Origin of the sequence: Vibrio sp. Y42_MX_L11, assembly GCF_024181785.1 — a bacterium.
GTDB lineage: Bacteria > Pseudomonadota > Gammaproteobacteria > Enterobacterales > Vibrionaceae > Vibrio > Vibrio diabolicus.
The window spans coordinates 1-22,460 of the sequence record NZ_JAMZAP010000022.1 but is presented as its reverse complement, the minus strand read 5'-3'; the positions used below and the strand labels follow the sequence as shown (position 1 = coordinate 22,460).

Below are 22,460 nucleotides of genomic sequence, written 5' to 3'. Positions count from 1 at the left end.
AGCTATTTTATGCGTGTTATCATGAATAAAGTCATACTTTATAAAGACTTTAATCATGAAATACCTATTCTCTTTGTTACTTATCGCGCTTTCTAGCACTGCGGTTGCCGCGCCACCAAGCTCATTCTCTGCCGCCAAACGTGAGGCGGTAAAAATTTATCAAGACCATCCAACGAGCTTTTACTGTGGCTGCAACATTCAATGGCAAGGCAAAAAAGGCTCCCCAGATTTAGCCTCTTGCGGTTACCAAGTCCGTAAACAGGAAAAGCGGGCCGCACGAATCGAATGGGAGCACGTTGTACCTGCGTGGCAATTTGGCCACCAGCGTCAATGCTGGCAAGATGGCGGACGTAAAAACTGCAAGAAAAAAGACAAAACCTTTCGCTTGATGGAAGCAGACCTGCACAACCTAACCCCTGCCATTGGTGAAGTAAACGGTGACCGTTCGAACTACAACTTTAGCCAATGGAACGGTATCGATGGCGTGAGTTATGGTCGCTGTGAGATGCAAGTGAACTTTAAGCAGCGTAAAGTCATGCCACCAGACCGTGCTCGAGGTTCGATTGCTCGTACCTACCTATACATGAGCAAAGAGTACGGCTTTAAATTATCAAAACAGCAAACGCAGTTGATGAGTGCTTGGAACAAAACCTACCCAGTCGATAAATGGGAATGTGAGCGTGACGAGCGCATTGCCAAAGTACAAGGCAATCATAACCCATTTGTTCAAAAAGCCTGTCGCGCACTCTAGTGCTCCTCTACCTTGAAGCGTTTCAATAACTGATATTGAAACGCTTCTTGCCCCTTGTTTTTTCGGTGGAAAGCATCCATGTTAGGGTTTAAGTTTATTCTCTTGCTGGAAATCTCATGCGTATCCCTCGAATTTATCATCCAGAAACCATTCATCAACTTGGCTCACTTGCTTTAAGTGACGACGCAGCAGGCCATATTGGCCGTGTTCTGCGCATGAAAGAAGGCCAAGACGTTCTCCTATTTGACGGCAGCGGCGCAGAATTCCCAGCGGTTATCAGTGAAGTCAGCAAAAAGACGGTTTTGGTTAACATTACTGAGCGTGTAGAAAACAGTATTGAATCCCCTTTAGACCTGCACCTTGGTCAAGTTATTTCACGTGGCGATAAGATGGAGTTCACTATCCAAAAGTCAGTGGAACTTGGCGTCAATACCATCACACCTCTGATTTCCGAGCGTTGTGGCGTCAAGCTTGACCAAAAGCGCTTTGAGAAAAAACTCGCGCAATGGCAAAAAATCGCCATCAGTGCCTGTGAGCAGTGTGGACGCAATGTCGTTCCAGAAATTCGTCCAATTATGAGCTTGGAAGAGTGGTGTAAAGAAGAGTACGATGGCTTAAAGCTCAATCTTCATCCTCGTGCTAACTACTCAATCAACACACTGCCAACACCTGTTGAGAAAGTGCGCCTACTGATCGGCCCTGAAGGCGGTTTATCGTCTGAAGAGATCGAGATGACTCGAGAATATCAATTTGAAGAAACGCTACTCGGCCCTCGCGTTCTGCGCACCGAAACAGCGGCTCTGACAGCAATTACAGCCTTACAAGTTCGTTTCGGCGATCTTGGTTAAACGGAGAAAAATAATGATCAAACTCGGCATTGTGATGGACCCAATTTCGTCCATTAACATCAAAAAAGACTCTAGCTTTGCCATGATGCTTGAAGCGCAACGACGCGGCTATGAAATCCACTACATGGAAATGAATGATCTGCATCTAGATCAAGGCGTTGCCATTGCAGATACTAAAGTGGTGGAGCTAAAAGAAGATCCAAACGGTTGGTACGAGTTCAAATCAGAGCAAACGATCGAACTGTCTGAGCTAGACGCTGTACTAATGCGTAAAGATCCTCCGTTTGACACAGAATACATCTACGCGACTTACATCCTTGAGCGTGCAGAAGAACAAGGTGCACTGATCGTTAACAAACCTCAAAGTCTACGTGATTGTAATGAAAAACTGTTTACAGCGTGGTTCCCTGAGCTGACACCAACGACAATCGTGACGCGAAAAGCAGAGAAAATTAAAGAGTTTCGTGAAAAACATGGTGATGTCATCCTAAAACCGCTTGATGGTATGGGCGGCGCATCTATCTTCCGCGTAAAAGAAAACGACCCTAACGTCTCTGTAATCATCGAGACACTGACCAACCACGGTCAAGACTACGCAATGGCGCAAACCTTCGTGCCAGATATCAGCAACGGTGACAAACGTATCTTAGTCGTAGATGGTGAACCAATGCCTTACTGTCTAGCTCGTATTCCTGCAAAAGGTGAAACGCGCGGCAACCTAGCCGCTGGTGGCACAGGTGAGGCTCGACCACTAAGCGAGACCGATATTAAGATTGCTCAAACTGTCGCTCCTACACTGAAAGAAAAAGGTCTTATTTTTGTTGGCCTTGACGTAATTGGCGACAAGCTAACAGAAATCAACGTCACCAGCCCAACCTGTATTCGCGAAATTGAAGCGGCTTTTGACATCTCAATCACTGGCAAACTGATGGATGCGATTGAGCGTCGAGTAAAAGGCGAATAACTCAAACTGTATTACAGTTAATAGAGAGCGTAGTACATTAACTTAAGCAAACTCATGCACATACCTAGATGGTAAACTGTATGATGTTTGCTTAGGGCATTTACGAGAGTTAAGGGTCAATATGAGTATGAATCTCACAAATCACTTTTTGGTTGCCATGCCAGGGATGAAAGATCCGTACTTTCAAAACAGCGTGACCTACGTTTGTGAGCACAACGAAGACGGCGCTATGGGGTTAATGATCAATGCTCCTGTTGATATCACCGTCGGCAACATGCTCAAGCAGGTGGAAGTTCAGCCAGTACACCCGCGCCTATTTGAAGCCAGCCTAGATAGACCAGTCTACAATGGCGGCCCAATCTCGGAAGATCGTGGTTTTATTCTGCATAAACCTAAAGATTACTACGAGTCCAGCGTCCAAATGACCGATGACCTCGCTGTAACCACTTCACGTGATATTCTTTCGGTGTTAGGAACAGAAGCAGAACCAAGTGATTACTTAGTGGCACTTGGCTACTCAGGTTGGAGTGCAGGCCAATTAGAAAATGAGCTGGTCGAAAACTCTTGGCTCACCATTGAAGCGACGCCTGAAATTATCTTTAATACACCAATCAACGAGCGTTGGAAGAAAGCGATCGAAAAGCTGGGCATCGACCCCAGTCATCTTTCAGCAGACTCTGGGCATGCTTAGTCCGAAATACAGTTACATTAGATAGAGACACCTTATGTCACGCACAATTATGGCTTTTGACTTTGGAACCAAAAGCATTGGTAGCGCTATTGGCCAAGAAATTACTGGTACGGCTTCCCCATTAAAAGCCTTTAAAGCCAATGACGGTATTCCAAATTGGGACGATATCGAAAAGCAAATCAAAGAGTGGCAACCAGATTTGCTAGTGGTCGGTTTACCAACTGATCTTCATGGCAAAGACCTTGAGACCATAACCCCTCGTGCACGAAAATTTGCTAAGCGTCTGCAAGGCCGATACGGCTTACCTGTTGAACTGCATGATGAGCGTTTATCTACAGCAGAAGCTCGTGCGGAGTTGTTCAGCATGGGCGGCTACAAAGCCCTATCGAAAGGGAATGTGGACTGCCAGTCAGCGGTGGTGATTCTAGAAAGCTGGTTTGAAGCCCTCTGGGGTGAATAAAACACAATACTCAAAACAAGAAAAGGTTGGCAAGTGCCAACCTTTTTTCGTCTAAACACGCTTAATCCATATCGATCTTAACGTTAGCAAGACTGCCCGTAGAGAATGCTTCGCCACGTTGCGTTTTCAACATCAAGCGCAAATCATTCGCCGAATCGGCACTGTGCAGCGCATCCTCTTCGCTGATCTTACCTTGCATCACCAACTTATAAAGAGATTGATCGAACGTCAGCATACCAAACTCATTTGAGCGAGCCATGGTTGACTTCAACTCATGCAAATCTCCGCGGCGGATCAAATCCGATACTCGTGGGCTATTTAGCAAGATCTCAAACACACCATGACGCCCCTGCCCATTCTTATCTCGGATCAGCTGCTGACCAACCACACCTTTTAGGTTCATCGACAAATCAAACAAGAATTGTTCTTTTTGATCTTTCGGTACCAAGTGAAGAATGCGCTCTAAGGCTTGGTTGGCGTTGTTGGCGTGCAACGTTGCCATACACAGGTGACCTGTTTCAGCGAATGTCATCGCGTATTCCATTGTTTCACGGCTACGGATCTCGCCAATCAAAATCATATCTGGCGCTTGACGCAGCGAGTTTTTAAGCGCAACTTCATAGCTTTCCGTATCTAACCCAACTTCGCGTTGAGTCACGATACAGCGCTTGTGCTCATGCACGAATTCGATCGGATCTTCGACCGTCAAAATGTGTCCCGTCTTGTTGCTGTTTCGATAGCCCGTCATTGCCGCCATTGTGGTGGATTTACCTGACCCAGTAGCACCAACCACCAGCACCAAACCACGCTTGGCTATCGCTAAATCTTGCAACACTAACGGTAACTTTAATTGCTCAAAGGTGGGAATATTGGTTTCAATACGACGAATCACCGCACCCGGTAATTCCCGTTGAAAAAAAGCACTAACACGGAAGCGGCCACAATCTCTCACAATGGCAAAATTCGATTCACGACTTTTACGAAATTCCTGACGCCGATCTGGCTCCATAGCACTGTCGAGTAATGCCGCCACATCACTCTCGGTGAGTTTTTCACCTTGAGGTCGCAATTCGCCATCCACGCGAAACAAAATTGGCGCACCAACCGTGATGTACAGATCCGACGCTTTCAGCGCCAGCATACCTTCGAGAAATTTATTTAGATCCATCTTCCGTGTTCACCTACGTATTACGAGAATTGCTGCACTTCTAACCCGATCTTACTATCGACCTCTTCACGAGCGACCATACCTTGTGCCATTAACTGACGAGCATTTTGCTCCATGGTTTGCATGCCGTGAGCCGCACCAGTTTGAATGATCGAATACATCTGCGCGACTTTGTCTTCACGGATCAAGTTACGAATCGCAGGTGTTGCCATCATGATTTCATGGCATGCAATACGGCCACCACCATTACGTTTCAATAACTTTTGCGCGATAACCGAACGAAGGGATTCAGAAAGCATCGAGCGGACCATATCTTTATCACTGCCAGGGAACACATCGATAATACGGTCAATGGTTTTTGCCGCTGAGCTAGTGTGTAACGTGCCGAACACTAAGTGCCCCGTTTCTGCCGCCGTTAACGCAAGGCTGATGGTTTCTTTGTCACGCATCTCACCAACCAGAATGACATCCGGGTCTTCACGCAATGCGCTGCGCAGTGCGTTTTGGAAACTATGCGTATCACGGTGTACTTCACGCTGGTTGATCAAACATTTATTGTTGTTGTGAACAAATTCAATCGGATCTTCAATTGTGAGTACGTGCTTGTTGTGATTACGATTAATGTAGTCAACAATGGCTGCTAAGGTCGTCGATTTACCAGAACCTGTTGGGCCAGTAACCAGAACTAAGCCTTTTTCAGCGTTCGCAATTTTTTTGAAGATCTCGGGAGCTTCCAGCTCTTCCAAAGTTGGAATGCTACTTGGAATGGTACGGAATACTGCCGCACAGCCACGAGATTGGTTGAAAGCGTTGACACGGAAACGACCAACGTTATGCAACTCAAAAGAGAAGTCGACTTCGAGTTTTTCTTCGAACTCACTGCGTTGGGCATCGTTCATGATTTCGAAAACCAAACGATGCACTTCTTGGTGTGTAAACGCTGGAATGCCTAGTTTTCTCACATCCCCATCAATACGAACCATTGGTGGGACACCTGCAGAAAGATGTAGATCCGAGGCATTATGTTTTACACTAAAATCCAGTAACTCAGTGATATCCATTTAAAATCCTTAAGTCTAAAGTACAGCTATGAGTAGTATTCAACAAAATATTGAACATATCACCTCTCAAATTCGATATGACGAGCAAAAATGTGGTCGAACTCCAGAGTCAGTGCAACTTCTAGCGGTAAGCAAAACTAAACCTGTCGAGGCAATTCTCGAAGCCTACCAAGCGGGACAAACCGCCTTTGGTGAAAACTACGTCCAAGAGGGCGTCAGTAAAGTTCAGCACTTTGCCGAGCATTATCCAGATAATCGAATCGAATGGCACTTCATTGGCCCGATTCAGTCGAATAAATCGCGACTTGTTGCCGAACATTTCGATTGGGTTCACACCATAGATCGAACCAAGATTGCTCAACGCCTGAATGATCAGCGTCCAAGCGAACTTAAACCGCTACAAGTTCTGATTCAGGTTAACACCAGTGGTGAAGCATCTAAGTCTGGTGTCACCGAAGCGGAAGTATTCGAGCTGGCGGAGTTGATTTCTCGCCTACCCAACCTCACTTTAAGAGGGTTGATGTCGATTCCTGCCAACCTGTCTGACTACGAATCACAGCTTCATGAGTTTCAGAAGTTGGCCACATTGAAGCAAACACTCGAAGCACAGTTCCCAGAAATCGATACATTATCAATGGGAATGAGTGGTGATATGACCGCTGCAATCGAAGCTGGTAGTACAATGGTTCGTATTGGAACCGCTATTTTCGGCGTGCGAGACTACAGCTAAATCAACAAAACGCTCACTAGCGACATAAATTCGTCGTTAAATTAAAGAGTAAATCGCGCAATCATCTTACTCGCCAATAGGAGCAGTAAGTAACAGCGGCGCCATTATACACCTGAGCGCACAATAAACTCTAAATATCATGATGGAAATCAGACAAATGGAACATAAAAAAATCGCCTTCATTGGTGCTGGCAACATGGTGAGAGCCATTGTTTCTGGCTTGGTTGCTAACGGATACCCAGCGCAAAACATTACCGCGACAGCTCCTTCAGAGGCACGCCGTCTTCCGCTAGAACAAGATTTTGGCATCCGTACCACCAGCGATAACATCCAAGCTGCGACCGAGGCGGATGTGGTGGTATTGTCTGTGAAACCGCAAATGATGGCTGATGTTTGTAAACCACTGCAAGCGATCGATTTCACTAATAAACTGGTGATTTCTATTGCCGCTGGCATCAACTGTTCACGATTGGATGATATGCTAGACACCAAATTGAACTTGGTTCGTGTTATGCCAAATACGCCATCACAACTTGGGTTGGGCATGAGTGGTTTATTCGCACCAGCCCATGTAACTGAGCAAGACAAAGCTTTTGCCGCAGAGTTAATGGAAGCGGTCGGTAAAGTATGTTGGGTTGAGCGAGAGTCTGGTATTAATAATGTGATTGCCGCAGCAGGCAGTGCTCCGGCATACTTCTTCCTGTTTATGGAGGCGATGCAAGCAGAAGCGATTGCGCAAGGCTTTGATAAAGACACCGCTCGACTATTGGTTCAGCAAGCTGCATTGGGCGCGGCCAGTATGGTGGTTAACAACCCAGAAACTGAGCTATCGACCCTGCGTGAGAACGTGACATCGAAAGGTGGGACAACGGCAGAAGCACTGCGTACATTCAACGAACATCAACTTTCAGATATTGTTGCTAAAGCCATGCAAGCTGCTGTGGCTCGCGCGGAAGAAATGGAAAAACTGTTTTAATTATTTGGATGAACTCCGTTTAGTATCATCCATCACTTGTTAAGGGTACCTTATGAATTCAATGAGTTTTCTCATCTCAACCCTATTTGACCTGTACATCATGGTCGTAATTTTGCGAATTTGGTTGCAAGCTGCACGCGCAGACTTCTACAACCCATTCTCGCAATTCATAGTAAAAGCGACTCAGCCGGTCATTGGTCCACTGCGCCGCATTATTCCTTCCGTGGGGAATATTGACCTAGCAACCGTGTTGTTTGCCTACGTGTTGTGTGTGCTTAAATTTGTCGTTCTGATCCTGATAGCTTCGAACGGTTCCGTCTCTTTCAGCGCTGATTTCTTGTTCTTGGGCTTGTTATCATTAATTAAAGCCGCTGGAGGTCTGCTGTTCTGGGTACTATTGATCCGTGCAATTTTGAGCTGGGTAAGCCAAGGTCGCAGCCCTATCGAGTACGTATTCCATCAATTAACCGAGCCAATGTGCGCACCAATCCGTCGTATTATTCCGGCTATTGGTGGTCTTGATTTGAGCGTACTGGTGCTGTTTATCGGCTTGCAGTTCGCGAATTTCTTGATGGGCGATATCATTGGTCCAATTTGGTTCCAATTATAATGTCAGCCGCAGTTTGGCAAGATGGCGACGACATCATCCTAAAGCTCTATATTCAACCTAAAGCAAGCCGCGATAAAATTGTTGGCTTGCATGGTGAAGAGCTCAAAATCGCCATTACTGCTCCACCTGTCGATGGCAAAGCTAATGCGCACCTAACTAAGTTCTTAGCCAAGCAGTTTAAAATCGCTAAGGGTTTGGTTCACATAGAAAAAGGTGAATTAGGACGGCACAAACAAATTCGGATAGAATCACCTACCCAGATACCGACAGAAATTAAAGCCATCTTATGATGGCTTTTTATTTACAATTTTGTACCACACTTACTAGTACCAATGACTGAGTTCGCATTTTTACCCCGTGACCAAGGTAAAATTGCGGCTATGGTTGTTTTATAACAAGTGCTTTGAGGAAGTAACAATGAGCAAATGGATTACCGCATTACTGATCAGCCTATTGTCGTTACCAAGCTTCGCCGATCAGTTTAAAAATATGAAAGATATCGAAGTACACTATGTCGCGTTTAACTCGACATTCTTAACACCGAAAGTCGCACGTAGCTACGATATCAAGCGTAATGGATACCTCGCTGTGGTTAATATTAGCGTGCTAGATAGAGCTTCATTGGGTAAGCCTGCATTAGAAGCAAAAATTGCTGGACGCGCGAAAAACCTCATCGGCCAAACTCAGACCTTGTCCTTTCGTGAAGTCAAAGAAGGCAATGCGATATACTATTTAGCCGAACTGCCAATTACCCACGAAGAAACTTTTACTTTCGATATTGACGTAAAAGCTGGAAACAAAGGCTCAGGTAAGCTTAAATTCACCCAGAAGTTTTATGTTGAAGAGTAATTGGGTTGTGATGATCCAAAAGCTTTTGGATCTAAGCAGGCTAAAAACCACTTATTAGTTAAAGAATATCTAGAGGAGAACGATTTGTTCTCCTCTATCACTATTAAAAGAGATTCCCATGAAAAAAATTGTGCTAGCAACTGGTAACCAAGGCAAAGTTCGTGAAATGGCAGATTTGTTGTCTGACTTCGGCTTTGAAGTATTAGCGCAAAGTGAATTCAATGTATCGGAAGTAGCTGAAACGGGTACAACTTTCATTGAAAACGCAATCATTAAAGCTCGCCATGCCGCACAAGAAACAGGGCTTCCTGCCATTGCAGACGACTCTGGATTAGAAGTCGATTTCTTAAAAGGCGCTCCGGGCATTTACTCTGCACGTTACGCAGGCGAGAGCGCATCTGATCAAGAGAATCTAGAAAAATTGCTAGCGGCAATGGAAGGCGTACCAGAAGCAGAGCGTACAGCACGTTTCCACTGTGTATTAGTCCTCATGCGTCACGAGAACGACCCAACGCCTATCGTCTGCCACGGTAAATGGGAAGGCCGCATTCTAACTGAAGCACACGGTGAAAATGGTTTTGGCTACGACCCAATCTTCTTTGTTCCTGAAGACAACTGTGCGTCAGCCGAACTTGAACCTGCACGTAAGAAACAACTGTCTCACCGCGGTAAAGCGCTCAAGTCGTTGTTTGCTCAACTGTCTGAGCAAGTGTCTCAGTAATCACGAGCGAATTAGACCATGTTAACGCCCCCAGCACTCAGCTTGTATGTACACATCCCTTGGTGTGTGCAAAAGTGCCCTTATTGTGATTTCAATTCACACGCACTAAAAGCGGACATTCCAGAAGAAGAGTACATCAATGCCCTTCTAGAAGATTTGGATACTGACATTCAAAAATACCGCCTTAACGAAGCGCCACGTCCACTGCATTCAATCTTCATTGGTGGTGGTACGCCGAGTTTGATTTCGGCAGAAGGCATCGAGCGTCTACTTAAGGGCATTGAAGCGCGTATTCCGTTCAAGCCTGAAATCGAAATCACCATGGAAGCGAACCCAGGCACTATCGAAGCAGAGCGTTTTGTTGGCTACCGCAAAGCTGGTGTAACGCGTATCTCTATCGGTGTGCAAAGCTTTGAGCAGCAGAAGCTTGAGCGTTTGGGGCGCATTCACGGCCAAGACGAAGCCGTCAATGCTGCTAAGCTGGCGCACCAAATCGGTTTGAACAGCTTTAACCTCGATCTCATGCACGGCTTACCTGATCAAAGCATCGAACAAGCCTTGGCAGATTTGGACAAAGCGATTGAGTTGGCACCGCCGCACTTGTCTTGGTATCAGCTGACCATCGAACCAAACACCATGTTTTACTACAAGCCACCAACGCTACCTGACGATGATGACTTGTGGGATATTTTCGAGCTCGGAGACCAAAAACTTTCAGCAGCGGGTTATGTGCAATATGAAATCTCGGGTTACAGCAAGCCGGGCTATCAGTGTCAGCACAACCTCAACTACTGGCGCTTTGGCGATTACCTTGGTATCGGTTGTGGCTCTCATGGCAAACTCAGTTTTACCGACGGACGTATTATTCGAACGACAAAGGTAAAACACCCGCGTGGCTATTTAGCGGCTTATCAAAATATGGTCAAACCTTATCTGCATACGGAACATGTCGTCGCGGATGAAGATCGTCCATTCGAGTTCTTTATGAACCGATTTCGCTTAATGGAAGCATGCCCGAAGCAAGATTACGTGGACACCACAGGCTTGCCGCTCAGTACGATTCAAGAAACTATTGATTGGGCGTTAGAAATGGGCTACTTGAGTGAAACCGCCACTCATTGGCAAATTACTGAAAAAGGGAAGCTCTTCCTTAATGACTTGCTCGAAGCCTTTATGGCCGAAGAAAGCGAAGAGTAACGCAACCCAAAAACAAAAAAGCCTCTCAATTGAGAGGCTTTTTATATAGAACATTCAACATTAGAAAATCGAACGGCCAATTCGCTCCGATAGCAATTCAAGCGCCTTAGTACCAGCAAGGGAGTTACCTGAAGGGTCAAGCTCTGGAGACCATACTGCAATGGTCATTTCGCCAGGTACTACCGCGATAATGCCACCACCGACACCAGACTTACCAGGCATGCCAACACGATAAGCAAATTCGCCCGCGCCATCATACAGGCCACACGTTGCTAACAGTGCATTAAGTTGTTTGGTTTGCACGGGAGAAACAACGGGCTTACCCGTTTGTACCGATGTGCCCTTATTTGCCAAATAGCTAAACGTTTTAGCCAAGTCGACACAGCTCATCTTCAGTGCACAAGCGTGGAAGTAGTTTTGCAGCACTGGAATTACTTCATTTTCGAAGTTACCAAACGAGCGCATGAGATATGCAATCGCCGCATTCCGATCACCATGCATCATTTCGGATGCCGCGACGACTTTGTCATACACAATATGAGTATCACCAGAAAGCTGACGTACAAATTCCAATAGGCGCTGACGAGGTGCAGATAAGCGAGTTTGCAACAGATCCGCCACAACTATCGCTCCAGCATTAATAAAAGGATTGCGAGGAATACCTTGCTCCATTTCTAGCTGGATTAGCGAATTAAATGCCTGCCCCGAAGGCTCTTTTCCCACTCGAGACCAAATTTCTTCTTGCTTGTACAAGCACATCGCTAACGTCAAGCTCAATGCTTTTGAAATAGATTGGATAGAGAAAGGTTCATCGGCATCGCCCGCCTTAATAACCTCACCTTCGTTGGTGTATACCGCAATACCTAACTTGTTGCTGGGTACTTTTGCCAGAGCAGGAATGTAATCAGCCACTTTGCCTTGGCCGATTAAAGGGCGCACTTCCGCCAAAATATCTGTCAAAATTTCCACTGTCGGTTTCATTCTCTACCTTCTATTTACAAGAGAACTCGTTGAGCTCAGAGGTAAAAAAAGCCAACGTGTCGTTGGCTTTTCCATAGGGTTCGTTCGACTCAAGTCGATTATGGTTTTACTGCCACAATAATATTGCGGTTGATAGATTGATCAACACGGTGAAGATAACCGATGTAAGGCTCTTCTGAAAGTACCTTCCAACCTTGCTCTTCAAATAATGCCGCGACGTCTTTCCATTTCAACGTAAATTCATTGAAAGACAACACCACTGAACCTTGTTTTTTCAGTACCACTTTCCATGCAGGCAGAGCCTCTTTTAAAAGCTCTAGTGGGCTGCGGTTCAGTTTGCTGTCCTTGGCATTTTTGCTGCCGTGCTGCACGCCGTAAGGCAAGTCAGACACCATCACGTCAACTGAGTTCTTTTTCACGACTTGATCAGCGATACGAGTATCAGCCGAATACAGCTTCATAAACTGAAGATTGCCTTGGTTGTAATCTTCTTTATTTGCTGCAGCTTCAACCACGAAACCATCCGCCACTTTCTTGCCACCCGCAGTGCGCTTTTCTTTGCTCACTTTGTGCTTAAAGCGGCCATTCTTCATGAACTTAACGATAAAGGTCTGGATCTCTTGCACCCACTTGGCATTGATCTCTACCCCCACCACGTTCAAACCATGGATCAAGCCTTCAAACAAGGTTGTACCTTTACCACACATTGGATCCATTAAGGTCAGCTGCTCACTTCCCGTATTGGACGAACTAATGCCGATATTTACCATCAAGCGAGTAAACTGCTCGTTTGTTTTCCCGGTATAACGCAGAATCTGACTCATGCTTTCCGGGAAAGTATTGAACGCTGACGCTTGAATTGGTCGAAGTAAACCATCTTCGCGCACTTCAAATAGTGCATAGTAAATCGAAGAGGCTGCGATTCTTCGCGTCTGCTCATCGCTTAGAGCTTCCTGACAAGAAAACACCAACGCTGCAGGTAAGCCAACCTCTTTACTACCAATTTCTGTCACATCCACGCCTTGTGAAGCTAAAATTGCTTTTAGCTCTGAACAGGCAATGGTCATTGCGCTATCAAAGTAAATTCGGTTATGACCCGGATTCGCTAATATCGCGTAATGGTACATCCCATGAACTCCTCTAGTTACGCGATACGCTTATATTTGATATCCCACACACCGTGACCAAGACGGTGACCACGAGCTTCAAACTTCGTTAAAGGACGGTCGTCTGGACGAGGAACGAAATCACCATCTTTAGCAATGTTTTCGAAACCTGGCGCTTGGTTCATAACTTCAATCATGTGCTCTGCGTAGTTTTCCCAGTCTGTCGCCATGTGGAAAATACCTTCATTAGGGATCAGCTTCTCACGAACCATTTCAGCAAAACCTAATTGAACGATGCGACGCTTGTGGTGACGTTTCTTGTGCCAAGGGTCTGGGAAGAACAACTGCAGTGTCGATAGGCTGCCGTTTGGAATCATATGCTCAAACACTTCCACTGCGTCATGGCACATCACACGCAGGTTAGTAACTCCCGCCTCACGCGCATCCGCAAGACAAGCACCAACACCCGGGCTGTGTACTTCGATACCAATGAAGTTCTTCTCTGGTGCATTCTTTGCCATTTCAACCAATGAAGCACCCATACCAAAACCGATCTCTAGTACAACGGGGTTGTCGTTACCAAACACTTCTTTCCAATCGAGAAGTTCAGCTTTGAAGTCAATACCCATCGTTGGCCAGCATTCATTCATCGCGCTCTCTTGACCTTTAGTCAAACGCCCTTCACGGCGCACAAAGCTGCGGATTTTGCGGATCAGCTTTCCGTCTTCGTTGTATTCGTTAGTGGTTACTTCACTCATTGATTTTGCCTGCACATTGATTAATCAAAGCGGGGATTATCCAAAGAATTTACTGAGGTGCAAGTATTTGTTGAGCTCTTGGCCTATGGCAGCCCAAAAGCAATAGCACACCTCTTTATATCCCTGCTGTTTATCCGTTGTACTTCTTGCCCATTATGTGGTGCAATTTTGCACCTAACCAATAATAGAATACAGAGCAAGTCGTGACACCTTTCGCCAGTGCCATCCTAGAATGGTATGACGCATATGGAAGAAAAGCTCTTCCGTGGCAACAAAATAAGACCGCATACAGTGTCTGGTTGTCTGAAATCATGCTTCAGCAAACTCAGGTCACTACGGTTATTCCGTATTACCAACGTTTCTTGGAGCGTTTTCCAACCGTTATCGATCTTGCCAATGCTGAGCAAGATGAAGTCCTGCACCTTTGGACTGGCTTAGGGTATTACGCCCGAGCCCGTAACCTTCACAAAGCAGCACAAGAGGTCGCCTCTACATACAATGGTGAGTTTCCTCTTGATATAGAGAAAATGAACGCCTTACCGGGGATTGGCCGCTCTACCGCAGCCGCCGTTTTATCGTCTGTGTATAAACAACCACATGCGATTCTTGATGGCAACGTGAAGCGCACCCTATCCCGCTGTTTCGCAGTCGAAGGATGGCCAGGACAAAAAAAGGTTGAAAACCAGCTGTGGGAAATTGCCGAAACGCATACCCCACAAACGGATGTAGATAAGTATAACCAGGCAATGATGGACATGGGCGCAATGGTCTGCACACGCAGCAAACCCAAATGTAGCCTCTGCCCTGTTGCGGATCTGTGTGTGGCAAAACAACAAGGCAATGTGCTCGATTACCCGGGTAAAAAACCGAAAAAAGACAAGCCAATCAAGCAAACTCGTTTTGTAATGCTTCACCACAACACCGAAAATGGTCATGAAGTGTGGTTAGAACAAAGACCACAAACAGGCATTTGGGGTGGCTTATTTTGCTTCCCACAAACCGAACATGTGGATGTAGAAAGCGACATTGAATTGCTACTGGATCAACGTGGCATTCAAGCCAGCAATATCAAGCAGCAGCAAACACTGATTACCTTTCGCCATACCTTTAGCCATTACCACCTCGATATCACGCCAATTTTGATTGATTTATCAAAGCAACCGGACGTGATAATGGAAGGCAACAAAGGTCTTTGGTATAACTTATCTAAACCTGAAGAAGTCGGTTTAGCTGCGCCAGTAAAACTATTGCTGGAAGCGCTACCCCACGAACTTCGTTAATTGAATACAAGGAGTCATTATGAGCCGCACTGTATTTTGTGCTCGACTAAAAAAAGAAGGCGAAGGTCTAGACTTTCAACTTTACCCTGGTGAACTAGGTAAACGCATTTTCGACAACATCTCGAAAGAAGCGTGGGCTCAGTGGCAACACAAACAAACCATGTTGATCAACGAAAAGAAACTCAACATGATGGATCCAGAGCACCGAAAACTGATCGAAACAGAAATGGTAAACTTCCTCTTTGAAGGAAAAGACGTTCATATCGAAGGTTACACACCGCCGAGCGAATAAAGTCGCTTGAGTTAAAACAATGACATCACAACCACTTGTGGTGTCATTTTTCTATTACCTTCAATAGCCCTGATACTTATGAAAAAAATTGTCTTTATTGCTGCCGCACTTTTAATGGCTGGCTGTAGCCGTGAATTCGTCGAAAAGATTTATGACGTCAACTACGAGCCCACAAACCGTTTTGCCAATAACTTAGCTGAGCTACCTGGACAATTTGAAAAAGATACCGCCGCGTTGGATGCCCTGATCAATAGTTTCTCTGGTAATATTCAAAAGCGCTGGGGTAAAAAAGAAATTAAGTACGCAGGCAAAAGTAATTACGTCAAATATATCGATAACTACCTTAGCCGTGCCGAAGTCGACTTTCGCAAAGGCGTGATCACGATTGAAACCGTATCACCGACCGAGCCCCAAAAGCACCTCAAAGAGGCGATTGTCACTACCTTACTCACGCCAGACGATCCAGCTCACGTCGACTTGTTCTCCTCAAAAGGAATCACGTTAGAAGGGCAACCATTTCTGTATAAACAAGTTGTCGATCAAGACAATAAGCCAATTCAGTGGTCTTGGCGGGCAAACCGATTTGCGGAGTATCTCATCGCAAACAAGATCAAGACCAAAGACGTTGATTTCAAGAAAGCGTATTACGTCGAAATCCCCATGGTTGAAGACCATTTTTCAACACGCAGCTACCAATACGCCGATATCGTGCGCCGAGCTTCCAAAAAATACGATATTCCAGAAGATTTGATATACGCCATTATTAAAACCGAGAGCAGCTTCAACCCGTACGCAGTAAGTTGGGCAAATGCGTATGGCTTAATGCAAGTTGTACCTAAAACCGCCGGTCGAGACGTATTCAAGCTCGTGAAAAAGCGCTCAGGCCAGCCAAGCCCTGAATATTTGTTTAATCCAGAAAACAACATCGATACCGGTACTGCGTATTTCTACATTTTAAAAAATCGTTATTTAAGAGAAGTCCATCACCCTACCTCTCTCGAGTACAGTATGATTTCCGCTTACAATGGCGGTACTGGAGGTGTTTTAAACACATTCCATCGCAGCGATCGCAAACGCGCAATGCAAGATCTTAATTCGTTGCAACCCAACCAAGTTTATTGGGCACTAACTAAGAAACACCCGAACGCAGAAGCTCGTCGTTACCTAGAAAAAGTTACAAATTTCAAAAAGGAATTTAACTCAAAGCAAACTTTGTAGTGATAGTTGAATAAAAAGCGTTCGAACAAGCACTTTTTTGAAATTATTTAAAAAAAGTGGTTGACGCAAAGCGGGAAAATCCGTTTAATAGCGCTCCGTTGCCCGGATAGCTCAGTCGGTAGAGCAGAGGATTGAAAATCCTCGTGTCGGTGGTTCGATTCCGCCTCCGGGCACCACAATTTGATTTGTTGGTGTCTTAACGAAATGTTATAACACGGACAAAAGCACAAAGAATAAAGTGTGCCGACTTAGCTCAGTAGGTAGAGCAACTGACTTGTAATCAGTAGGTCACCAGTTCGATTCCGGTAGTCGGCACCATTCTTTTGCCTCGATAGCTCAGTCGGTAGAGCAGAGGATTGAAAATCCTCGTGTCGGTGGTTCGATTCCGCCTCGAGGCACCATATTTGGTGCGCTTGCTTAATTTTAAATCATTGGCAAGACACAAAACAGAATAGTTCCTCCTTAGCTCAGTTGGTAGAGCGACGGACTGTTAATCCGCAGGTCACTGGTTCGAGTCCAGTAGGAGGAGCCAACTTTAAGAATTTCATATAAATGAGATTCTTAAAACGAAGAGTTCATCTCTTCTAAAAAGAATAAAGTGTGCCGACTTAGCTCAGTAGGTAGAGCAACTGACTTGTAATCAGTAGGTCACCAGTTCGATTCCGGTAGTCGGCACCATTCTTTTGCCTCGATAGCTCAGTCGGTAGAGCAGAGGATTGAAAATCCTCGTGTCGGTGGTTCGATTCCGCCTCGAGGCACCATTATTTGGTGTCATTGCTAAACACGATACACGAATAATTCCTCCTTAGCTCAGTTGGTAGAGCGACGGACTGTTAATCCGCAGGTCACTGGTTCGAGTCCAGTAGGAGGAGCCATTTTTAAAAGCCGCATCTTTTGATGCGGCTTTTTGGCATCTGCCCTACGTTCATTTCATTCCCCCAGTTTCTCTGCTTCTCTGCTTCTCTGTTTCTCTGTTTCTCTGTTTCTCTGTTTCTCTGTTTCTCTGTTTCTCTGTTTCTCTGTTTCTCTGTTTCTCTGTTTCTCTGTTTCTCTGTTTCTCTGTTTCTAGCATCGCAAAATATTAAGCCCAATCTCTAAAAAACACTTATTTTACGCTAAAAATTTAATCCTCATCATAATTTCAATACGCACTAGTATGCGCTCATATTCATCTTCACTAAGATACCCGAGTTATTACATTTCTTCTTTTAACTATGCCTTGCATAGTGATGACACTTTATTTGTGAGCCAAATATGAAACTAAAAACTCAAGCCTATTTATTATCTGCGATCATATTGCTAGCACTCCTAGCACTGACCGCAACGGGCTTATGGACACTTCGCGTCGCAAGTAACCTTGATAACAAAGCTCGGGTTACTGAGCTATTCAAAAGTGCGTACAGCATTCTTACCGAAGTAGAAAAAATGGCTATCGAAGGCAAAATGCCAGAGGACGAAGCGAAATCATTAGCCACTCGCCTACTTCGTAATAATATCTACAAAGACAACGAATACGTTTATGTCGCAGATGAGAACATGATTTTTGTTGCAGCTCCGCTTGACCCTCAATTACATGGAACAAGCTTTCACGACTTTCGTGATGGAGATGGCAACAGCGTCGGCCAACTTATCTTAGATGTTTTGGGGCGCAAAACAGGTCAAATCGTCGAATATACCTGGAGTCAAAAGCAGGCCGACGGAAGCATTGAAGAAAAACACTCTATTGCCGAGAAAACACCACATTGGGGCTGGGTTGTAGGTACAGGGATCGGCTTTAATGAGGTGAATGCTCGCTTCTGGGCTACCGCTCAATGGCAGCTTGTACTGTGTTTAGTTATCGCGGGGAGTATTCTCGGTGGCCTGATAATCTCGATTCGCAAGATGCTCAATCTACTTGGTGGAGAGCCAAACGATGTGCGCAAAGCCGTTCAAGCTGTCGCACAAGGCGACATTCAGACCAGTTTTGATGCAGTGGCGCCGAGAGGAAGTATCTATCGTGCGGTGCAAGATATGAGTCAATCACTAGCCACCATGGTGACAAACCTTGAGAAATCCATGCACGCACTGCGCGCTGAGTTATCTGCCGTAGAATCTCGCTCAAATACGATTGCCGATCTCACCGTATCCCAGCAGCAGTCAACAGCAATGATTGCCACTGCGATGACTGAAATGGCATCTTCAGCCAACCATGTTGCCAACTCGGCAAGTGATACAGCAAACAACACAGACGAAGCCGATAAACAAAGTCAGCATACTCAGAAGCTGATTCACAGTACTGTTGAAAACATTCAAGGTTTGGCTTCTCAATTAAATACTGCAAGTAAAGCGGTCGCCGATCTAGATCAGGATGTAAATAGTATAGTGAAAGTGCTCGATGTAATTGGCGATATTGCAGAGCAAACAAACTTACTCGCACTCAATGCTGCCATTGAAGCAGCACGTGCCGGAGAGCAAGGTCGAGGCTTTGCCGTTGTTGCCGACGAAGTGCGTAACCTGGCAGGCCGAACACAAGATAGCACTAAAGAGATTCAGCATATGATCTCCAACCTGCAAGAAGGTTCCCGTAACGCTATTCACACAATGGAAGTGTGTGCAGAAACCAGTGAGGGCACAGTAACAGAGTCTAAGAATGCCTCTGAAGCTCTGCAGCAAATTGTAACGGCGTTAGAATCTATCACCGCAATGAGTCAGCAGATCGCGACCGCAGCAGCCGAACAAACTCAGGTTAGTGATGATATTGCGCTGCGCGTCAATCTTATCGAGGAAAGCGGAAGCCAGCTCAACTCTGTGGTAACGGAGAGTCAATCAAGCACTCAAAGTTTAGCTTCGCTGGCGGATGAGCTAGAAGGTTGGGTAAACAAGTTCTCTGTAAAGCACTAGGTTAAAGTCAATTGTTTAGTATAAAGCACGTTTTCAAGCGTGCTTTTTTTGTTTTTATCCATTTACTCTACTTTCAAACTCCTATCTCTCCATTAAAGAAAGCTTAGTTAATGGTGTATTTGTATCAAAAATGCATAAAAACAGCCCACTCCGAGCACATTTTCATCAAACGATATTTTATTTTAATTTTATGGTTGACCTAAGAGCCGAAAAACCGTTTAATACACCTCGTCGCCCGGATAGCTCAGTCGGTAGAGCAGAGGATTGAAAATCCTCGTGTCGGTGGTTCGATTCCGCCTCCGGGCACCACAATTTATTAATTGTTGGTGCTTAGCACGAACAATAGTTAAAGAATATAGTGTGCCGACTTAGCTCAGTAGGTAGAGCAACTGACTTGTAATCAGTAGGTCACCAGTTCGATTCCGGTAGTCGGCACCATTTATTCTTTTAAAAAGACAATTCCTCCTTAGCTCAGTTGGTAGAGCGACGGACTGTTAATCCGCAGGTCACTGGTTCGAGTCCAGTAGGAGGAGCCATTTTTCAGTTAGTAAGTCGATTACTTATTAACGAAAATGTGCCGACTTAGCTCAGTAGGTAGAGCAACTGACTTGTAATCAGTAGGTCACCAGTTCGATTCCGGTAGTCGGCACCACTTATTAAAATTTGTTCCTCCTTAGCTCAGTTGGTAGAGCGACGGACTGTTAATCCGCAGGTCACTGGTTCGAGTCCAGTAGGAGGAGCCATATTAGAAAAAGCCGTATCTCTTGATACGGCTTTTTTGCATTGGTTTAAAGTCAAACTCTTTTCTACTCATGTCACTCAGGAAAGAAAATCAGAGTTTAGATCATTACCTTGAAGGCATCGCTTAACTTAGAGTGGAATATCTGCTCACCAACAACTCTGCTTTCTATCGATAGTCCCACCATAAGCAATGCTCACCAATAAATAATAATCATAGTGGGTGGCACACATCTCCCAGATCAAAAAAGCCAGTAAAACCCAGCTTTTTGCTTAAATCAACCAACTCAGCTTAAACCACCGAGACAAATATACTTTGTCTCCAAATATTCATCGAGCCCTTGTTTCGCACCTTCTCGGCCAACTCCTGACTCTTTCACTCCACCAAACGGGGCCACCTCAGTAGAAATAATCCCCTCATTGACACCAACCATGCCGTATTCCAGGCCTTCGCTGAAAGCAACAATACGCTTGAAGTTATTCGTGTAGAAGTAACAAGCCAAACCATACTCTGTGTCATTCGCCATTCCGAGAACTTGTTCATCATTCTCAAAGGTAATAATAGGTAACACAGGCCCGAATAGCTCTTGCTGAACAATCGACATATGCTGCTTGACGCTATCCAAAAGAACGGGCTCCATAAAGCGCCCAGGGCGTCTCTGTGGAGAGTTGGCAATAGAAGCTCCTTCTTGTACGGCTTGATCGATCACTGCCTCTAGGCGATGTTTAGAAGCCATCGTAATAACCGGACCTAATGTGACACCTTTCTCTAAACCATTACCAAGCTGTAATTTGTTTAACTTCGACAATACTTTTTCAATAAAAACTTGTTTTACACCTTCATGAACATACAGCCGATTGGTACAAACACATGTTTGCCCTGCATTACGGAACTTCGAAGCGACAAGCCCTTCCGCCGCCGCATCTAAATCTGCATCGTCAAAAACAATAAAAGGTGCATTACCACCTAACTCCATCGAAACCGCTTTGACAGAGTCACTGGCTTGTTTCATCAAAATCTTCCCGACTCGCGTAGAGCCCGTAAAAGAAACTTTCTTAATCCTAGGATCAGTACTTAGTACTTGGCCAAACTCAGCTGCCTGCTCTGATACCACCACAGGAAGCAGTTCTTTTGGGATTCCTGCCTGATAAGCTAATTCAACAACAGCAATTGCAGTAAGAGGAGTAAGCTCAGAGGGTTTAATCAGCATACCACAACCTGCCGCCAGGGCTGGTGCTGCTTTTCTTGTAATCATCGCAATAGGGAAGTTCCACGGCGTAATTGCAGCGCATACCCCTACAGGCTGGCGAATAGCAGACAGACGTCGATCTGTCGTGGGGGCAGGTATAACTTCGCCATAAGCACGTTTGGCTTCTTCTGAGAACCACTCGACAAAAGAGGCGCCATACATCACCTCCCCTTTACTCTCGGTTAATGGTTTCCCCTGCTCTAAGGTAATAATTGTGGCAATGTCTTCTGCATTATCAAAGAGTAATTGATACCACTTTTTCAAGCGACGAGAGCGCTCTTTAGCACTTAACTTTGCCCAGCGAATTTGCTCGGTTTTACACTTACCAATAATGTCATCTAATTCCTCAAGAGCACTGGGCTTTAATCGAACTAACTCTTGCTCAGTTGCAGGGTTGATGACCACAATTCCCTCTTCGGAAGACCATTGTTTAAATACGGATTTCAAGGTTTCATTTTTTATTTGTTGCATCATCAAACTTACTCCTACGAGAACTCCTCTTAGGTTAATCTTTACTAGCAAGATCAGCAAAGAAAACAAAGTTTTCTAAAAGACATGAATGTTCGAATGACTTTATTCTCTTAACAGTCTAGACGCTCATTCTCTTCCAATGACTAAATCAGACTAGCGGTAACAAACTCCAGCAATCCATTCTCCTAGGGACTATCCAGAACACTAGAACGATGAATATTTGCGAAGTAGCAGTAGAAACCCCTTGCTAGAGAAAAGCGTTAACGAAATACGCAGTGACAGAGTGCAGACGACGAGCTAGCTTATGCGGATTCATCAGTCTCCAGCATTTACTATAAGGTCAGGGAAAGATTACGAAACCCCTTGCCCTGCAAGGACTTGCGAAAGGTAGCTGTTGCTACGGTTCGCTTTTTTCTGCTTTCTTTTGATCCCAGCTTTGAAGCTGGTTTCTTCCGTCAGC

At 45.2% G+C, this 22,460-nt stretch carries 22 protein-coding genes and 12 tRNA genes; 28 read left to right on the top strand and 6 right to left on the bottom strand.

The genetic code is table 11. The annotated features are described in order from the left end of the window. Positions 1 to 55 precede the first annotated feature (55 nt). The 5 genes from endA to ruvX all read left to right on the top strand — a co-directional run bounded on the left by endA (position 56) and on the right by ruvX (position 3,714). The gene (gene endA / locus NL643_RS18895) at positions 56 to 751 is read left to right on the top strand and encodes a deoxyribonuclease I (RefSeq protein WP_047008832.1); all 696 of its coding nucleotides are present in this window, start codon (positions 56 to 58) and stop codon (positions 749 to 751) included. A gap of 116 nt (positions 752 to 867) precedes the next feature. Then, positions 868 to 1,599, top strand: coding sequence for a 16S rRNA (uracil(1498)-N(3))-methyltransferase (gene rsmE, locus NL643_RS18890; RefSeq protein ID WP_005393970.1), 732 nt, complete (start codon positions 868 to 870; stop codon positions 1,597 to 1,599). Positions 1,600 to 1,612: 13 nt separating this feature from the next. Further along, positions 1,613 to 2,563 carry a glutathione synthase gene (gshB, locus tag NL643_RS18885; RefSeq protein ID WP_253644975.1) on the top strand — a complete coding sequence of 317 codons (951 nt, stop codon included), beginning with the start codon at positions 1,613 to 1,615 and terminating at the stop codon, positions 2,561 to 2,563. Between the two features lie 127 nt (positions 2,564 to 2,690). Further along, a complete protein-coding gene (locus NL643_RS18880; RefSeq protein WP_253644992.1) occupies positions 2,691 to 3,254 on the top strand; it encodes a YqgE/AlgH family protein in 564 nt (187 codons plus the stop codon). Between the two features lie 34 nt (positions 3,255 to 3,288). Further along, on the top strand, positions 3,289 to 3,714 hold the full coding sequence (gene ruvX / locus NL643_RS18875; RefSeq protein WP_005381017.1) for a Holliday junction resolvase RuvX: 426 nt from the start codon (positions 3,289 to 3,291) through the stop codon (positions 3,712 to 3,714). Positions 3,715 to 3,775: 61 nt separating this feature from the next. Here ruvX and NL643_RS18870 read toward each other — a convergent pair whose 3' ends face one another. Together NL643_RS18870 and NL643_RS18865 are read right to left on the bottom strand one after the other, a co-directional pair. Further along, positions 3,776 to 4,882, bottom strand: a complete 1,107-nt coding sequence (locus tag NL643_RS18870) for a PilT/PilU family type 4a pilus ATPase (RefSeq protein ID WP_006743091.1) — start codon at positions 4,880 to 4,882, stop codon at positions 3,776 to 3,778. 20 nt (positions 4,883 to 4,902) lie between these two features. Further along, complete coding sequence (locus tag NL643_RS18865) at positions 4,903 to 5,943, bottom strand: type IV pilus twitching motility protein PilT (RefSeq protein ID WP_005381015.1); 1,041 nt, start codon at positions 5,941 to 5,943, stop codon at positions 4,903 to 4,905. A 28-nt stretch (positions 5,944 to 5,971) separates the two neighbouring features. On the opposite strand from NL643_RS18865, the gene NL643_RS18860 reads away from it, so the two are divergent. From NL643_RS18860 to hemW, 7 genes are all read left to right on the top strand, one after another. Continuing rightward, a complete protein-coding gene (locus NL643_RS18860; protein WP_253644974.1) occupies positions 5,972 to 6,673 on the top strand; it encodes a YggS family pyridoxal phosphate-dependent enzyme in 702 nt (233 codons plus the stop codon). Positions 6,674 to 6,830: 157 nt separating this feature from the next. Next, positions 6,831 to 7,649, top strand: coding sequence for a pyrroline-5-carboxylate reductase (gene proC, locus NL643_RS18855; RefSeq protein ID WP_253644973.1), 819 nt, complete (start codon positions 6,831 to 6,833; stop codon positions 7,647 to 7,649). 52 nt (positions 7,650 to 7,701) lie between these two features. Further along, positions 7,702 to 8,259 carry a YggT family protein gene (locus NL643_RS18850; protein ID WP_012841393.1) on the top strand — a complete coding sequence of 186 codons (558 nt, stop codon included), beginning with the start codon at positions 7,702 to 7,704 and terminating at the stop codon, positions 8,257 to 8,259. Further along, entirely contained in the window at positions 8,259 to 8,549 is a 291-nt protein-coding gene (yggU, locus tag NL643_RS18845; RefSeq protein WP_048626014.1) for a DUF167 family protein YggU, read from the top strand. The genes NL643_RS18850 and yggU overlap by 1 nt, the downstream gene beginning before the upstream one ends. Positions 8,550 to 8,676: 127 nt before the next feature. After that, positions 8,677 to 9,108, top strand: a complete 432-nt coding sequence (locus NL643_RS18840) for a DUF4426 domain-containing protein (protein ID WP_005393982.1) — start codon at positions 8,677 to 8,679, stop codon at positions 9,106 to 9,108. A gap of 118 nt (positions 9,109 to 9,226) precedes the next feature. After that, a complete protein-coding gene (locus NL643_RS18835; protein ID WP_005381009.1) occupies positions 9,227 to 9,829 on the top strand; it encodes an XTP/dITP diphosphatase in 603 nt (200 codons plus the stop codon). Positions 9,830 to 9,847: 18 nt separating this feature from the next. Beyond that, a complete protein-coding gene (gene hemW / locus NL643_RS18830) occupies positions 9,848 to 11,026 on the top strand; it encodes a radical SAM family heme chaperone HemW (RefSeq protein WP_253644972.1) in 1,179 nt (392 codons plus the stop codon). Positions 11,027 to 11,086: 60 nt separating this feature from the next. Here hemW and glsB read toward each other — a convergent pair whose 3' ends face one another. From glsB to trmB, 3 genes are all read right to left on the bottom strand, one after another. Continuing rightward, entirely contained in the window at positions 11,087 to 12,007 is a 921-nt protein-coding gene (gene glsB, locus NL643_RS18825; RefSeq protein ID WP_005393987.1) for a glutaminase B, read from the bottom strand. A gap of 98 nt (positions 12,008 to 12,105) precedes the next feature. After that, positions 12,106 to 13,134 (bottom strand): TRM11 family methyltransferase, encoded by a 1,029-nt coding sequence (locus tag NL643_RS18820; RefSeq protein ID WP_005393988.1) that lies wholly within the window; start codon positions 13,132 to 13,134, stop codon positions 12,106 to 12,108. Positions 13,135 to 13,151: 17 nt separating this feature from the next. Next, a complete protein-coding gene (gene trmB / locus NL643_RS18815; RefSeq protein ID WP_006743099.1) occupies positions 13,152 to 13,871 on the bottom strand; it encodes a tRNA (guanosine(46)-N7)-methyltransferase TrmB in 720 nt (239 codons plus the stop codon). A gap of 203 nt (positions 13,872 to 14,074) precedes the next feature. On the opposite strand from trmB, the gene mutY reads away from it, so the two are divergent. The 16 genes from mutY to NL643_RS18735 all read left to right on the top strand — a co-directional run bounded on the left by mutY (position 14,075) and on the right by NL643_RS18735 (position 20,284). Continuing rightward, complete coding sequence (mutY, locus tag NL643_RS18810) at positions 14,075 to 15,151, top strand: A/G-specific adenine glycosylase (protein WP_005393997.1); 1,077 nt, start codon at positions 14,075 to 14,077, stop codon at positions 15,149 to 15,151. Between the two features lie 19 nt (positions 15,152 to 15,170). Next, positions 15,171 to 15,443, top strand: a complete 273-nt coding sequence (locus NL643_RS18805) for an oxidative damage protection protein (RefSeq protein ID WP_005381002.1) — start codon at positions 15,171 to 15,173, stop codon at positions 15,441 to 15,443. Positions 15,444 to 15,521: 78 nt separating this feature from the next. Further along, entirely contained in the window at positions 15,522 to 16,661 is a 1,140-nt protein-coding gene (mltC, locus tag NL643_RS18800) for a membrane-bound lytic murein transglycosylase MltC (RefSeq protein ID WP_005393998.1), read from the top strand. Positions 16,662 to 16,761: 100 nt separating this feature from the next. Next, a tRNA-Phe gene (locus tag NL643_RS18795) sits at positions 16,762 to 16,837 on the top strand. Positions 16,838 to 16,903: 66 nt separating this feature from the next. Beyond that, a tRNA-Thr gene (locus tag NL643_RS18790) sits at positions 16,904 to 16,979 on the top strand. Positions 16,980 to 16,986: 7 nt separating this feature from the next. Next, positions 16,987 to 17,062, top strand: a tRNA-Phe gene (locus NL643_RS18785). A 55-nt stretch (positions 17,063 to 17,117) separates the two neighbouring features. Continuing rightward, positions 17,118 to 17,193, top strand: a tRNA-Asn gene (locus NL643_RS18780). 70 nt (positions 17,194 to 17,263) lie between these two features. Further along, positions 17,264 to 17,339 (top strand) — tRNA-Thr (locus NL643_RS18775). A 7-nt stretch (positions 17,340 to 17,346) separates the two neighbouring features. Beyond that, positions 17,347 to 17,422, top strand: a tRNA-Phe gene (locus NL643_RS18770). Between the two features lie 38 nt (positions 17,423 to 17,460). Continuing rightward, positions 17,461 to 17,536 (top strand) — tRNA-Asn (locus tag NL643_RS18765). 379 nt (positions 17,537 to 17,915) lie between these two features. Beyond that, positions 17,916 to 19,541, top strand: coding sequence for a methyl-accepting chemotaxis protein (locus tag NL643_RS18760; protein ID WP_046875116.1), 1,626 nt, complete (start codon positions 17,916 to 17,918; stop codon positions 19,539 to 19,541). Positions 19,542 to 19,774: 233 nt separating this feature from the next. Continuing rightward, positions 19,775 to 19,850 (top strand) — tRNA-Phe (locus NL643_RS18755). A 53-nt stretch (positions 19,851 to 19,903) separates the two neighbouring features. Continuing rightward, positions 19,904 to 19,979, top strand: a tRNA-Thr gene (locus NL643_RS18750). Positions 19,980 to 20,001: 22 nt separating this feature from the next. Then, positions 20,002 to 20,077 (top strand) — tRNA-Asn (locus NL643_RS18745). 40 nt (positions 20,078 to 20,117) lie between these two features. After that, positions 20,118 to 20,193 (top strand) — tRNA-Thr (locus NL643_RS18740). 15 nt (positions 20,194 to 20,208) lie between these two features. Beyond that, positions 20,209 to 20,284, top strand: a tRNA-Asn gene (locus NL643_RS18735). 282 nt (positions 20,285 to 20,566) lie between these two features. Here NL643_RS18735 and NL643_RS18730 read toward each other — a convergent pair. Continuing rightward, positions 20,567 to 22,003 carry an NAD-dependent succinate-semialdehyde dehydrogenase gene (locus NL643_RS18730; RefSeq protein WP_253644971.1) on the bottom strand — a complete coding sequence of 479 codons (1,437 nt, stop codon included), beginning with the start codon at positions 22,001 to 22,003 and terminating at the stop codon, positions 20,567 to 20,569. Positions 22,004 to 22,460 lie beyond the last annotated feature (457 nt).

Excerpts from the sequence above, each read along its gene's own strand:
- NL643_RS18860 (WP_253644974.1), top strand. The coding sequence starts at position 5,972 with ATGAGTAGTATTCAACAAAATATTGAACATATCACCTCTCAAATTCGA.
- mltC (WP_005393998.1), top strand. The coding sequence starts at position 15,522 with ATGAAAAAAATTGTCTTTATTGCTGCCGCACTTTTAATGGCTGGCTGT.
- NL643_RS18880 (WP_253644992.1), top strand. The coding sequence starts at position 2,691 with ATGAATCTCACAAATCACTTTTTGGTTGCCATGCCAGGGATGAAAGAT.
- yggU (WP_048626014.1), top strand. The coding sequence starts at position 8,259 with ATGTCAGCCGCAGTTTGGCAAGATGGCGACGACATCATCCTAAAGCTC.
- gshB (WP_253644975.1), top strand. The coding sequence starts at position 1,613 with ATGATCAAACTCGGCATTGTGATGGACCCAATTTCGTCCATTAACATC.
- NL643_RS18805 (WP_005381002.1), top strand. The coding sequence starts at position 15,171 with ATGAGCCGCACTGTATTTTGTGCTCGACTAAAAAAAGAAGGCGAAGGT.
- rsmE (WP_005393970.1), top strand. The coding sequence starts at position 868 with ATGCGTATCCCTCGAATTTATCATCCAGAAACCATTCATCAACTTGGC.
- NL643_RS18850 (WP_012841393.1), top strand. The coding sequence starts at position 7,702 with ATGAATTCAATGAGTTTTCTCATCTCAACCCTATTTGACCTGTACATC.
- NL643_RS18760 (WP_046875116.1), top strand. The coding sequence starts at position 17,916 with ATGAAACTAAAAACTCAAGCCTATTTATTATCTGCGATCATATTGCTA.
- hemW (WP_253644972.1), top strand. The coding sequence starts at position 9,848 with ATGTTAACGCCCCCAGCACTCAGCTTGTATGTACACATCCCTTGGTGT.
- glsB (WP_005393987.1), bottom strand. The coding sequence starts at position 12,007 with ATGAAACCGACAGTGGAAATTTTGACAGATATTTTGGCGGAAGTGCGC.
- NL643_RS18865 (WP_005381015.1), bottom strand. The coding sequence starts at position 5,943 with ATGGATATCACTGAGTTACTGGATTTTAGTGTAAAACATAATGCCTCG.
- NL643_RS18730 (WP_253644971.1), bottom strand. The coding sequence starts at position 22,003 with ATGATGCAACAAATAAAAAATGAAACCTTGAAATCCGTATTTAAACAA.
- endA (WP_047008832.1), top strand. The coding sequence starts at position 56 with ATGAAATACCTATTCTCTTTGTTACTTATCGCGCTTTCTAGCACTGCG.
- proC (WP_253644973.1), top strand. The coding sequence starts at position 6,831 with ATGGAACATAAAAAAATCGCCTTCATTGGTGCTGGCAACATGGTGAGA.
- NL643_RS18820 (WP_005393988.1), bottom strand. The coding sequence starts at position 13,134 with ATGTACCATTACGCGATATTAGCGAATCCGGGTCATAACCGAATTTAC.
- NL643_RS18840 (WP_005393982.1), top strand. The coding sequence starts at position 8,677 with ATGAGCAAATGGATTACCGCATTACTGATCAGCCTATTGTCGTTACCA.
- trmB (WP_006743099.1), bottom strand. The coding sequence starts at position 13,871 with ATGAGTGAAGTAACCACTAACGAATACAACGAAGACGGAAAGCTGATC.
- NL643_RS18835 (WP_005381009.1), top strand. The coding sequence starts at position 9,227 with ATGAAAAAAATTGTGCTAGCAACTGGTAACCAAGGCAAAGTTCGTGAA.
- ruvX (WP_005381017.1), top strand. The coding sequence starts at position 3,289 with ATGTCACGCACAATTATGGCTTTTGACTTTGGAACCAAAAGCATTGGT.
- NL643_RS18870 (WP_006743091.1), bottom strand. The coding sequence starts at position 4,882 with ATGGATCTAAATAAATTTCTCGAAGGTATGCTGGCGCTGAAAGCGTCG.